Below are 12,754 nucleotides of genomic sequence, written 5' to 3' on the forward strand. Positions count from 1 at the left end.
GCTGCCCGCGTTCGTGCGGAGCACCACCGCGCGGGGCGCTCGATCCACGAGCTCGCCGAGCTGACCGACCGCTCGCAGTCAGCGGTGCGGCGCGCGCTATACCAAGCCGGCGTCAGCCGGCGTCACCCCGGCGCGCCACGTCTGCACGATTGAACTCACCAGCAGGACCTTGCGGAGGAACGGGCGGCCGCCGCCGGAACCGCTTCTTGATCCTGACGACGGCCTGGAGTGCGCATACCCCATCTCCGAGGCTGACCGGCGTCACGAAGCGCGGCCCCCAGCGAGCAGGCCCCGGTGGAGAATGACAAGAGCCCCCGCCGCAAGCCCAATGGGAGCGCGTTCCGTCGGGATGGCCCGGGGCGCCGGGCGAGGCCCTGTGAACTGGTCGCGATGCGACGTTAGATGCGGACGGTCAGCACGCATTGCCGCAGGTCATCCATCATCCCCAGATGGCTCGTCGCCGTCTATGATCGGCCGTTTCGCGAATTATCCTGTCATGCAAGGCTTTTCCGGACTGATGCTTGGACTTGTCCCCCATATCGGACGACTTCCTGCATTCCTCAGCGCCCGAGGTGGGGCGTTCCTAGCCTCAAGAGTTGGGTAGCCCATCTGCAGGACCGATGAGTCGGAGCGGGCTGCCTCGTGAAGTACTCGGGGGTCGAGGCATCCGACACCGTACGAGCGGTCGGTGGGTCCCCCCGCACCGTAGTGGTGCGGGTCCTCCACCACACCTGGAGAACTTCATGACCGCACGGATCACCAGGTCCAGCAGAAGGCCTGGCGCGAATTACCGGCGAAGCTTACGAGGGAAGCTTCTCGCCGTCCTGGCAGCCATCGCGTTGCCCTTGGCCGTCCTCGCTGCCCCGGCCGCCCTGGCCGGCACCGTTCCCCCGTTCAGCATCAACGGCACGGTTCCGGGCGCTGACGCGGACCAGACGCTCGACGACCCGGAAGGCAACGTCAAGGAGCTCGGCCCGCTCAACTCCAACACGACCAAGATCGGCGTCATCCACAAGGACGCGGTCCCCACACTCGGCCTCACGAACCCGAACGGGCAGGTCGACCTGCGCCAGGCCTTCCTCGGGACGGCCAGCGACACCGACGGCGACGACTGGCTCTACTTCGCGTGGGAGCGCGACAGCAACACCGGCAGCGGCTTCATCGCCTTCGAGTTCATGCAGGACCCGCCACCCGCAGCATGTGGTGACTACACGGCTAGCAACGACTCCCTCATCGCCGGCTGCAACCCGTGGGCCAACCGCCAAGCCGGCGACTTCATGATCCTGTGGGACCAGCAAGGTGGCAGCAAGGACCTGTTCTTGCGGACCTGGTCGGGCACCGCGCCCAACCTCACCCTGAGCGCCCCGACCCTGCTCAACGCGAACGTCTCGGCCGCCGAGTACAGTGCTGACGGCTTCTTCGGCGAGGCCGCGCTCAACCTGACCGACACGGTGTTCGGCGGCAGCAACGCCTGCCGGTCGTTCGCCAACGTCATCCCGAGCACCGTCACCGGCAACTCGGACTCGGCTGACTACAAGGACACCGTCCTTCAGCCAGTGACGCCGATCGGCAACTGCACCTCGACGACCGTCACGACGCCGAAGGACGGCGCAGGGGCGAGCATCCCGGCGGGCGGCCTCTCGATCGGCACCGGGGTCGTCGCGGTGAAGGACTCGGCTGTCGTCGACATCCAGGGCGGCACCGCCACTCCGGCCGGCTCGGTCGCGTTCTTCCTGTGCAAGGTCGACTCGCCCGGACTCTGCGACACCGGAGGCACAAGTGTCGGCAGCACCAACCTGACCGGGGCCTCCTACCCCGTCACGGTGGTGTCTCCGACGGCACATGTCACCTCCGCCGGGCGGTACTGCTGGCGCGGCGTCTTCAGCGGAGACCCCGCGAACAACATCAGCGGCTCCAGCGACTCGAGCGCGACAGAGTGCTTCACGGTCAACCCGGTCACGCCGACCCTGTCGACCACGGCCGGTGACGACGTCCTCCTCGGAAACGCCGTCACCGACTCCGCCACCCTCGGCGGCACGGCGACGCAGCCGGCCAACCCGGTCATCAACCTGACCGGCACGGCAGGCGCTGCCGCGGGCGGGACGATCACGTTCAAGCTGTTCGGCCCGAGCGACACCGGGTGCGGCACCCTCGTCTACACCTCCGGCCCGGTCGACGTGAGCGGCAACGGGACGTACAACTCGCCCAACCCGCAGTTCGTGCCAGCAGACCCCGGCAACTACCACTGGGTGGCCGTCTACAGCGGCAACCTGCCGAACACCAACGGCCTGACGCACAACGGCGCCTGCACAGACACCAACGAAGACGTCACCGTGACCACGGTCCCGTCGAGCATGACCACGGCCCAGAGCTGGGTCCCGCGGGACTCGGCGACGATCAGCGCCTCGGCCGGTGGTGCCCTCGCCGGAACCGTCTCGTTCGCGCTCTACGCGTCGAGCGACTGCGCCGTCGGCGGCGACTCGCCGATCTACACCACGACCCGACCCGTCTCCGGGGCCTCCCCCCAGACCGTGAGGACCGTGGACTCCGCCACGCAGCCAGCGGCACAGACAGCCTCCGGGTCGTACTCGTGGTCTGTCGCCTATGACAGCACGAACAACGCCCAGCGTGACATCCCGGCCAGCTGCCACGAGACGTCGGCGCTGACGATCAGCAACGGCGGGACGGTGAGCAGCCCCTGACCGCCTGAATCCGCGACCTGAACGATGTGGTCCGGCGAGCACATTCGCCGGACCACATCGCCTTAGCGCTTTGTTCGGGTCGGCCGTCGGCGGCCCTGCCAACACGAGCGCACCACTTCTCGGGCATAGGTCGCCACTGGCATTGGAGGGTAATTGGGGGAGGCCTTCCGCCCCTCATTCGTCACTGGCCAACCAGGACCGCGGCTGCCGCCGAGTATCCCGACACGAGCGTCGGCGGGCCCGGCGGGCTTCTGCTCATCGAGCCGGCCCTTGTCGCGAGGCGACACACCCCCAGCAGCCGTATGCCGCAGCATCCGCTCCCAGGTCTGCGGCATACGGCCTCGGCCGCGACCGACGAGCCAAAACGCGACGTCAAGTGCCGATGCCCGAGCAGCTCCTGTCGGCCCGAGCTGAGACCACGGTCAGCGGGATCAGGGTCTCGACCTCGGGCCGATATCACTCTCTGTGCGCACCTGGGGCACTCGCGCGTGACTTGTGCCAGTTGAGGTGCGACGGATCTGTGCCACCTGATGTGCGGCACTGCTGGATCGGGCTCTATGAGATCAAGGGCGCGGCTCCGCCGCGCCGGCTCGCCCAGCGCGTCCCGTCCAGCTCACGGCAGGGACCCCCGCGCTCCGGCCTTCCGCTCCGCTCCGGCCTGCGCGCACCCCCACCGCTCGCCGTCCGGTCCGCTTCGGGCTGCGCCTTCCAAGCAAGCACACGGCCAGCCCCACGTCAGCAGGCCAACTGACCTCCGAGCCGCCGACCCGACGCTTGAGCATCCGCCCGGCTCCGTGACCGCGTCAACGGCGCTGCGCGTCACTGCGTGATGGCCTCCGGCCACCGCTGACGCGGCCAGTCCGCCCGGCTCTTGTGCTCCGCTATCGGGTCGGTGGCTCTCCCTGGCCGGTTTGCGGACACCCCTTCTTGAATGCGCGTCAACTCGAGGCGTAGGTGGTTCCGTAGTCGCATGCAGATCCTCGCGAACGCGCTCCCCGGATTCCGCGACATGCGAGCACCGCTGACAACTGGGTACTTGTGGCTCCTGTTCACGTGGCTTCTAGTCAAACCTGACCCATCCAAGCGACCAGCAAACCCAACCGCAGCCTCTGTTTACGATCTGGCGACACACGTCGGTCCGCTCTGGCTGGGGCTCGGTGCGGGGGTGGTGGCCTACTTCCTTGGGGCAGTCAGCCAGATGGCCACCGATTACGTAGAAGCCAATTACACGCCATCCGCTCGATCTCGGCGGCAGATGCTCAAGGAGTTCGAGCACGACCCGTCGCACAAGCATTTGCGTGTCATGCAGATGCCAGCGGGTGCACTAATCCAAGAGACTTACTCTTCGATCACACGGACCCTGGAGCAGAGCAAATTGTCCGTTCCGCCGGACATCGCTGACGAGGCCGAGTGGCGGATCGCCGACGGGCAGCGGCAAGCCTACGAGCGGAGTACGGAAGAGCTGGAGTTGCCCGCCACTCTCCTGGTAGGCGATGAACCGGCACTCTTCGCTGAGGTCGACCGCATGCGCGCGGAGGGGGAACTGCGAATCAGTGCGACACCCCCGCTCGCATTGATCATTGTGATTCTCGCCTTGCAGGTGTCGCCCTGGTTCTGGCTCGCGCTGCCAACGGTCGCAGCCCTGACCTATCAGGGCGCAAGGCGCAAGGGCGAGTCCCGCCAGATGATCATCGACGCCATGCGCATGGGCCGCGTGGTGTCCCCGGCAGCCAAGGCCTACCAAGACAAGATGAACCGACTCACGGAAGAGCTGCGCGCCATTGGCGCCTGAGTGACTAACTGAGTGACAGTCGGTTGCGACAACGCCACCTCGCCTCGGACACCTAGGGACGCTGGTCGTGCTCAGGGACACCGAATCCCAGTGCTACCGGCGTGCTTCGGGACGAAGAGGTCGCAGGTTCAAATCCTGTCACCCCGACCAGTGTTTCCGCAGGTCAAAGGCCCTCTGCCAGTCACAGGCAGGGGGCCTTCGCCGTCGCCGGCTGACGATCGGGCTCGCCGTTGTCCCCGCCATCGAGAAACCCGTTGCGACTGGGCGGGCACAGGATGTCTGGTTGGCAGACCACCGGCACGAGAGGGAAGTTACGCACATGTCGCTGCCCACCCCCACGCTGCACACTGCCCGACTCCGACTGCGTCCCTTCGACGACACGGATGCGAACGACATCTTCGCGCTGCAGAGCAATGCCCACGTGCTGCGCTACTGGGACGCTCCGCCGTGGAGTGAGCGCGTGCGCGCCGAGCGGTTCATCACGGCTTGCCGGCAGATGGCAGAGGAGGGCACCGGAGCGCGGCTCGCCGTGGAGCGCGTCTCCGACGGGGCGTTCATCGGCTGGTGCACCGTGACCCGGTGGAACCCGGACTACCGCAGTGCGTCACTGGGCTACTGCTTCGATGCTGCAGCGTGGGGCCACGGCTACGCGACGGAGGCCGCGCGCGGGTTGTTGCGGTGGGCGTTCGAGACGCTGGACCTGAATCGCGTCCAGGCCGAGACCGACACTCGCAACGTGGCATCTGCCCGGGTGCTGGAGAAGCTCGGGTTCGTGCGTGAAGGGACGCTGCGGGAAGACTGCGTCGTGAACGGAGAGGTCTCGGACTCGTGGGTCTTCGGATTGATCAGACGGGAGTGGCAGCCGTCGTCCGAGCAGGCTCCCGCTCGCTGAGTCCCGCGGCACGTTCGAGGGCGCTGTCGTGCCTACGGCAACAGCCGGCTAGCAACCTGCGCTCTGCATCTCGCGCCGAGCTTCCCGAAGATGTTGTGGAGGTGACCTTCCACCGTCTTGGGGCTGACGACCAGGCGTGCTGCGATCTCCTTGTTCGACAGCCCTTCGGCGACGAGGCGCGCGATCCGGTCCTCCTGGGGTGTGAGCGGTGCGCCCGACGCCTCACGGGGAAGCCGGGCACCGGCAGCTGTGCCGGGTACCTGGCGTCGTATGCCTCCCCCAACAACGGCTTCGTCATCCACGAGCTCGAGATGCCGGCGGCCGACGCCCTGGCGTCCCGATGGGGACCCTCCAGAGCGGCTTCGCGCAGGAACACAGCGGATCGATCGCCGAGTGCATTCCGTGAGGAAGAGCCGCGGCGTGCCCTCGTGGCCGTGACAGACGGCCCGGCACACGAATCGTCTTCAGTCACAGAGGATCCCAGCGTCCAGGCGTACGTCGGGCGAAGACATACGCGTCCGTATCCTCCACCGGGACCAGCTGGCGCACCCGGATCGGGTACGCCGCAGCGAAGAGCACGGCCATGGGGCCGCCCCCGGTGCGCGGTCCCCGGGAGTTCAGAAGTCGACCGCGAGGCGGACGGTGACGACGTCACCCAGCTCGAGGCGCTCGGCGCGCCGGACGGCATCCTTGACCGGCACGAGGAACCGACCGTCCTTGGGGAAGAGCGACGTCGTGAAGTCGGTGTCGCCGATCGACGCGGTGACGGGGATGACGCCCCATCCGTACGTCACGAGCGACTTCGCGGCCTCGATGTGCGCCGACTCCTCGTCGGGCACCGGCACGAAGTGGAACGGCGACGGACCCTTCCACCAGATCACCTCGCCCTCGAACTCGAACTCCATCCGGTCAGGATAGGAGCGCCCCGGGGCTCCCGAGGCCGTATGCCGCCCCGACATCAGCCCCAATCCGCGGACCCCGCCCACAGCCTCCCCTGCCGGACGACACTGGGAGAGTCAGAGCACCGACCACCTGAACCCGGGAGGCACCATGGTCGCCGCCGATCCCAGTCCCACGCCGCCGACCTCGGAGCCCACGGTGCCCCCGGCGTCGCCCAGCCGCGCACCGAGCCTGCCACCGAGCCTGCCACCGAGCCTGCGGGACGCCGCGACGCCGGGCCTGCCGGTGTACCTGTCCACGGAGCACTGGAGCCTGCTCGGCACGCGCTCCATGACGTGGTCCGAGGTCATGAGCCGGATCAACATCCACCTGACGGTCGTGTCGGCGTTCCTCCTGGTGCTGGCGCTCACGGCGCAGGTGACAGGATTCGGCACCGCGTTCCAGACCATGGCGATCGGCCTCGCCTCGGCCGCGCTCGTCATGGGCACGCTGACGGCCATCCGGGTCAACCTGGCCAGCCGGGAGGACGCGGACCTCGTCCGCGCGATGAACCGTATGCGTCACGCCTACGTCGAGCTGGCCCCCGAGCTGGCGCCGTACCTGACGGCTTCGGTGCACGACGACGAGCACGGCCTCATGCACACCTACGCGCTCGGCCACCGCCGCAACCTCGTGCTGCACATCGTGGGCAGCACGTCGTTCTTCCTCATGGTCGTCAACGCGATCGTGGCGGGGACGCTCGGTGCTCTGGTCGCCGGCGCCGTCGGGGCGGGCACGACTGCGATCGTCGTCACGGGGGTCGTGCTCGGCCTGGCGTACGTGTTGGGACACACGCAGATCAGTCGCCGGGTCTTCGCCATGCCCGACCTCGACGTGCGCTTCCCGCGTCCCGAGTGACGGCCGCCGAGACCACGCCTCACCTGTCGGGGCGGTCCGCGGTCTCGCGGACGGCCTCGGCGACGACGTCGACGAGCTGACCGGTCTTCTCGAGCATGGCTCGCTGCCGCATCGCGCCGTTCCCCTCGTCGCGCAGCCGTGCGAGCCCGTCCTGCACGACCTCGAGATCACCGGCGTCCGCGAGCGCGGGGCCCACATGGTCGACGAGGGAGTCGACGACCCGCCAACAGGGGCGCGGCCGCCCGCTGCGCCAGTCGACGAGGTTGCCCTCGATGCCCTCGCGCCCCGCCTGCCACGTCGCCATCCGAAGCAGGAGGGTCGGCACCTGGGGTGCCGCCGTCCCGCGGGCCCACTCGGCGGCGGCCGTCTCGACGAGAGCACGCGACAGGGCCGCGATGACGATGGCCTCCTCGACGGTGAAGCACACATCGGCCGCGCGGAGCTCGACCGTCGGGTAGTGCACGGCCAGCCGGGCGTCGAAGTAGGCCATGCCCTCGTCGAGGATCACCGACGTCAGCACCATCTCCCGCACGCGCTGGTGGTAGGCCGCCGCCGACCCGAAGACGTCGGTCGGCCCCCACGACGGCCACCGCGAGAGCACCTGCGACCGGAAGCTCGCGTAGCCCGTGTCCTCGCCCCGCCAGAAGGGCGAGTTCGCACTCAGGGCGAGCAGCACCGGCATCCAGACCCGGATCCGGTCGATGACACCCACGCCCTCCTCGTCGCTCTCGACCGACACGTGCACGTGGCACCCGCAGACGAGGTGTTCGCGGGAGGTCAGCCCGTAGCGGTCCTCGATCCACGCGTACCTCGTCGACTTCGCCAGGATGGGCTTGACGGGTAACGGCGACGTGCCGAGCGCCGCCACGTTCGAGCCGGCCGCACGGGCTGCCGCGACGGCCTCCCCGCGCCAGTGCCGCAGCTCGCACCGCAAGCTGCTGAGGGCGGAGGCCGGTGCGGTGTGGGTCTCGATCTGCTGCTGCTGGAACTCCCCCTCGACCGCCCCGTGCACCCCGACGCCGGCGACCTCCGGCGGGTGGTGCGCGGCGCGCACGAGCAGGCGCCCCGACACGGAGCGTGGACGCCCGTTGCGGATGTCGACGAGGAGCATCTCCTCCTCGACGCCGAGGGTCCGCACCATGACCGTTCCTTCCGTGACACCACGATGGACGTATGCCGCCGGGCCGAGGTGGTGCCGGAATGCGGCCAAGCGGCGTCCGTCCGCACACGCAGATGCCGGGACGCCCTCCGTTCGGCACTCGAGGGGTCTCGACCTCTGACGTACCCATCTCGCGGTGGTCCGAGTCAGGCGCGGCCGGCCCGCATGCCGGACGCCGCGGGAATGAATGCCGCCTGCCCACGTTGTCACCTGATGTCGCCCCGAGACTCTGGAGGACCATGTCCACCTCGTCCACCTCGACCACCGTGGGATTCCGCTCGGACCGCGGGCCCATCCTCGTCGCCCTCATGCTGTCGACGTCACTCATCGCGATCGACGCGACGATCCTCGCGACGGCCGTCCCCTCGATCGTCGACGACCTCGGCGGCCTGACCCAGTTCCCCTGGCTCTTCTCCGTGTACCTGCTCGCGCAGGCCGTGTCGGTCCCCGTCTACTCCAAGCTGGCAGACACGCTCGGGCGCAAGCCGGTCGTCCTCGTGGGGATCGGCCTCTTCCTTCTCGGGTCCATCCTCTGCGGCATCGCCTGGGACATGACCTCGCTCATCGTCATGCGCGCCGTGCAGGGCCTCGGCGCCGGAGCGGTGCTGCCGCTGACGATCACGATCGCCGGTGACATCTACACCGTCGCCGAGCGGGCCAAGGCGCAGGGCTACATCGCCTCGGTGTGGGCCGCGTCGTCCGTGGTCGGCCCGTCCCTCGGTGGCGTCTTCTCTCAGTTCCTCTCGTGGCGCTGGATCTTCTTCGTCAACATCCCGCTGTGCCTGCTCGCCGCGGCCATGCTGTGGCGCAGCTACGACGAGTCGGTCGAGCGTCGCCGGCACCACATCGACTACGCGGGTGCGGCCGTACTGACGGTCGCGCTGACCCTGCTCATCCTCGCCGTCCTCGAGGGCGGACAGGCGTGGGCATGGGCGTCGTGGCAGAGCATCGGGTCGTTCGCGGTCGGCGCCCTCCTGCTCGCCGCGTTCGTCGCGATCGAGCGGCGGGCCACCGAGCCGGTGCTCCCGCTCGACATCTTCTCGCGGCGCCTCATCGTCGCGACGTCGCTCATCTCGATCGGCGTCGGTGCGGTACTCGTCGGGCTCACGTCCTACGTTCCGACGTTCCTCGAGCGGACGACCGGTGCCACGCCAGTCGTCGCCGGCCTCGCGGTCGCCGCCCTGACCCTCGGCTGGCCGGTGTCCGCGTCGCAGTCCGGGCGCCTCTACCTGCGCTTCGGCTTCCGCCCGACGGCGCTCATCGGTCTCGTGCTGGCGGGCATCGGGTCGCTGGCCCTGTGGCTCACGTCGAGCAGCCCCAACGTCTGGTCGACGGCCCTGTCGTGCTTCGTCGTCGGCCTCGGGCTGGGCCTCGTCGCGACGCCGACGCTCATCGCGGCCCAGGCGTCGGTGGCGTGGAACGAGCGCGCCGTCGTCACCGGTTCGAACATGTTCATGCGCTCGGTCGGCAGCGCCGTCGGGGTCGCGATCTTCGGGGCGATCGCGAATGCCGTCATCGCGTCCCGCGGCGGCGACGCGTCGATCACCGCGATCCGCGACGGGTCGGCAGCGGTCTTCCTCGCGACGCTCGTAGCGGCGGCCGTCAGCCTCGCGGCTGGACTTCTCATGCCGCACACGCGCGCGGAGGACGTCGAGCCGAGCCCGTCCACCCCTGGGATGCAGCCCGAGGTCGAGACCGAGTCCTCCAGCACCTGAGCGGTGGCGCCGTCAAGGGCGGCCGGGCGTCCTTGTCGCGCAAGGCGACCCAGCGGCATTCGCCCGGTGGGCCGGTGGGCTCAGTCGCTGCTGTTGACCAGGCGCAGGACCGCTCGCTCGAGCGTGTCCCGGTCGCGCACCCGGACGAGCTCGCCGCGCTCGAGCCGGGCACGGTCGGCCTTGGTCAACCGCGACATCCCCCGCGCGATGGTGCGACCGACGGAGTACTCGTCGAGGACGCGCGGATCCACGTACGACCGGCGTGCCACGGCGGGCGTGTTGCCCAGATGCTCGGCGACGACGGTCATCGCGTCCTTCTCGGCGCGCTTGAGCTCGCGCTCGGTCCCGACCGGCCCTGTCTGCGCCAGCGCGACGGCCGCGGTCACGGTCGCGGCCCAGGTGCGCAGGTCCTTGACGGTGTACTCCTCCCCCACGAGCTCCTTGAACGCCACGTTGAGGTCACCGGAGCGCAGCTCGTGCCAGCCGCTCGTGTCGCGGTACGCGAGGAGACGCTCCCCCGGATAGCCACTTCGCTGGAGTGACAGGACGACCCGCGCGAGCAGCTGGTCGGTCATGACGGCTTCGCGCATCACGCCCGACTTGGCCGGGAACTCGAAGGTGACGTCCTCGCCGCTCACCGACACGTGCGACCGCAGTAGCGTCGCGACGCCGTGCGAGCCGTGCTCCGCCTCGTACTCCTCGCCGCCGCTGCGGAAGAGCCCAGCGTCGAGCATCCTCAGCCCAGCGGCTGTGACGCGTCGTCTCGTCAGGCCGTTCGTGCGCAGGTCGGCCGCGATCTGCTTGCGCATGGCGGGGAGCTTGCGCGCGAGGACGAGGACCCGGTCGTGCTTCTCACGGCCCCGTTCCTCGTGCCAGGCCTCGTGGTAGAGGTACTGCCGCCGGCCGGCGTCGTCGGTGCCGACCGCCTGGATGTGGCCGTTGGCGTACGGGCAGATCCACACGTCCTGCCACGCCGGTGGGATGACGAGGGCCTTGACCCGTTCGCGGGTCTCGGCGTCGATGGCCCGACCGTCGGCGTCGACGTAGCCGAAGCCACTGCCGCGCCGGACGCGCCGGATGCCGGGTTGGTCCAGGTTGCTCCGACGCAGTCTCACGCCCGGTTGTTACCCGGTGACCGCCTCGGGCCAACCCTGACCGCCGATGCGCTCGCGTCGGAGGACCCGGGCGAGCTCGTCAGTCGGTCGGCTCGGCGCTCTCCGGCCGGCTGCCCGCCGTCTCGGACGTCGCCTCGGACGACTCACGCGTGTCGACGGCCGTGTCCGGGCCGTCCGGAGCCGCGACCGGCACGATGTCCGGCACCTCGATCTCCGGTTCGCCCGGAGGCGGCGGAGGGTCCGGCGTGACGGGTGGGAAGACCGATCCGTCGCTCTGCAGATGTGATTCGTGAGGGGTCACGTTCGTTCTACCTATCGCCCCGAGCTGGTGGTTGCTGTGCCTTCACCCATACCCACGCCTCTGGGGGCCGAACCTGTGCGGATGCGCCTCCTCGAACGGCCTGCCCAGGCGGCGCACCACACCGTCGAGTGGGCACTTTCCACCCGATCCGGACAGCCTCAGGGGGTGAGCAGGGCGACGCGGCCCTGCTCGCCGGAGGCCCAGCACGCGCCGTCGTCCGTGCACTCGACAGAGTCGAAGCTCCCGGCGTCGAAGGTCGACCACGAGCGCCCGCCGTCGGTCGAGACGTCCGAGCCCGACGGCCCCACTGCCAGCACCGTGCGCGCCGTGCGCGCCGTGCCGGACACCCACGCCGAGCCAGAGCGGTAGCCCGACGGGTTCGTCGTCGACGTCGTCCAGGTCGCCCCGCCATCGTCGGTCCAGGCGGCGTTGTCGACCGCGCCGCTGGGCGCCGCGAAGTCGCCGCCGACGATGACGCCACGACGGGCGTCGCGGAAGCTCACCGAGAAGATTCCGGCCGAGGGGCCACCTGCGACAGGGCTGTCGGCGACGGTCCACGTGCGGCCGTGGTCGCTCGACGTGAAGAAACGACCCGGGTCGACTCCGCCGCTCGCGAGGTAGGTGCGGCCGCCGACCCCCGTCGACAGGCACGTGCCGGACGCGGCGAAACCGAACTCACCAGGCAACGCGTCAGGCATACCGGACGCGTCGACGAGCGACCACGAGTGGCCGCCGTCCGAGGTCTCGACGAGCCGGAAGCGCCCGGCGACGGGGTCGCTCATCGCGAGCCCGCGCTGGGGAGAGCTGAACGCGATGCAGTCGTAGAAGGCGGTCGGCTCGGTGTTGCGGAACGACTCGGCCCACGTCGCGCCACCGTCGTCCGTGACGAGGATGCGCGAGTCCTCGCCCTCGCCGATCGACAGGATGACGGCGCGCTGCGCATCGAAGGCCTCGATGTCGCGAAACTGCAGCGCCTCGGTGCCGAGCCCCCGCGGGCGCACGTCGGCCCACGTCGCGCCGCCGTCGGTCGTGCGCAGCACGGTCCCGTTCGTGCCGCTGACCCACGCGACGTCATGGGAGACGGGCGCGAGCCCGCGGAAGCGCTCCGTCGTACCGGTGGGACTGAGGGTCCAGCCGTATGCCGTCGCCTCAGCGGCGCTGGGGAGGTGGCGGCCCGCGTCCGCGGGCTTGGCCGCGTACGAGCTGACGGGTTGGGTCACGAGCGCGACGGTAGCGGCACACGCGATGGCGATCACCAGGCTTCGGGCACGAGTCGTCATG

At 69.6% G+C, this 12,754-nt stretch carries 11 protein-coding genes; 5 read left to right on the forward strand and 6 right to left on the reverse strand.

Annotated elements, in window-relative coordinates:
* Positions 1 to 845: 845 nt before the first annotated feature.
* The 3 genes from H9I49_RS14785 (at position 846) to H9I49_RS14795 (ending at position 5,386) form a co-directional block, all read left to right on the forward strand.
* Positions 846 to 2,702 carry a hemagglutinin gene (locus H9I49_RS14785; protein ID WP_255523937.1) on the forward strand — a complete coding sequence of 619 codons (1,857 nt, stop codon included), beginning with the start codon at positions 846 to 848 and terminating at the stop codon, positions 2,700 to 2,702.
* Positions 2,703 to 3,672: 970 nt separating this feature from the next.
* Positions 3,673 to 4,494, forward strand: a complete 822-nt coding sequence (locus H9I49_RS14790; protein WP_188031103.1) for a hypothetical protein — start codon at positions 3,673 to 3,675, stop codon at positions 4,492 to 4,494.
* 319 nt (positions 4,495 to 4,813) lie between these two features.
* Positions 4,814 to 5,386: a GNAT family N-acetyltransferase gene (locus H9I49_RS14795; RefSeq protein WP_188031104.1), complete on the forward strand. Its 573-nt coding sequence runs from the start codon at positions 4,814 to 4,816 to the stop codon at positions 5,384 to 5,386.
* 32 nt (positions 5,387 to 5,418) lie between these two features.
* Here the strand turns inward: H9I49_RS14795 and H9I49_RS24495 are convergent, their stop codons facing one another.
* Both H9I49_RS24495 and H9I49_RS14805 read right to left on the reverse strand, forming a co-directional pair.
* On the reverse strand, positions 5,419 to 5,841 hold the full coding sequence (locus H9I49_RS24495; RefSeq protein ID WP_188031105.1) for a helix-turn-helix transcriptional regulator: 423 nt from the start codon (positions 5,839 to 5,841) through the stop codon (positions 5,419 to 5,421).
* A gap of 162 nt (positions 5,842 to 6,003) precedes the next feature.
* The gene (locus tag H9I49_RS14805) at positions 6,004 to 6,291 is read right to left on the reverse strand and encodes a DUF1905 domain-containing protein (RefSeq protein WP_188031106.1); all 288 of its coding nucleotides are present in this window, start codon (positions 6,289 to 6,291) and stop codon (positions 6,004 to 6,006) included.
* 145 nt (positions 6,292 to 6,436) lie between these two features.
* Here H9I49_RS14805 and H9I49_RS14810 point away from each other — a divergent pair, with 145 nt between their 5' ends.
* Positions 6,437 to 7,183, forward strand: a complete 747-nt coding sequence (locus H9I49_RS14810; RefSeq protein WP_188031107.1) for a hypothetical protein — start codon at positions 6,437 to 6,439, stop codon at positions 7,181 to 7,183.
* Positions 7,184 to 7,202: 19 nt separating this feature from the next.
* Here the strand turns inward: H9I49_RS14810 and H9I49_RS14815 are convergent, their stop codons facing one another.
* The gene (locus H9I49_RS14815; RefSeq protein ID WP_188031108.1) at positions 7,203 to 8,324 is read right to left on the reverse strand and encodes a glutamate--cysteine ligase; all 1,122 of its coding nucleotides are present in this window, start codon (positions 8,322 to 8,324) and stop codon (positions 7,203 to 7,205) included.
* Between the two features lie 257 nt (positions 8,325 to 8,581).
* Between H9I49_RS14815 and H9I49_RS14820 the strand changes: the two genes are divergently transcribed.
* Positions 8,582 to 10,057, forward strand: coding sequence for an MDR family MFS transporter (locus H9I49_RS14820; RefSeq protein ID WP_188031109.1), 1,476 nt, complete (start codon positions 8,582 to 8,584; stop codon positions 10,055 to 10,057).
* Positions 10,058 to 10,137: 80 nt separating this feature from the next.
* Here the strand turns inward: H9I49_RS14820 and H9I49_RS14825 are convergent, their stop codons facing one another.
* The 3 genes from H9I49_RS14825 to H9I49_RS14835 all read right to left on the reverse strand — a co-directional run bounded on the left by H9I49_RS14825 (position 10,138) and on the right by H9I49_RS14835 (position 12,753).
* Positions 10,138 to 11,172, reverse strand: a complete 1,035-nt coding sequence (locus tag H9I49_RS14825) for a DNA topoisomerase IB (RefSeq protein ID WP_188031110.1) — start codon at positions 11,170 to 11,172, stop codon at positions 10,138 to 10,140.
* Positions 11,173 to 11,251: 79 nt separating this feature from the next.
* Complete coding sequence (locus H9I49_RS14830) at positions 11,252 to 11,473, reverse strand: hypothetical protein (RefSeq protein WP_188031111.1); 222 nt, start codon at positions 11,471 to 11,473, stop codon at positions 11,252 to 11,254.
* Between the two features lie 158 nt (positions 11,474 to 11,631).
* Positions 11,632 to 12,753 (reverse strand): oxidoreductase, encoded by a 1,122-nt coding sequence (locus H9I49_RS14835; protein WP_223128686.1) that lies wholly within the window; start codon positions 12,751 to 12,753, stop codon positions 11,632 to 11,634.
* Position 12,754: the final 1 nt, after the last annotated feature.

Source organism: Terrabacter sp. MAHUQ-38, assembly GCF_014518425.1.
Classification (GTDB): domain Bacteria; phylum Actinomycetota; class Actinomycetes; order Actinomycetales; family Dermatophilaceae; genus Terrabacter.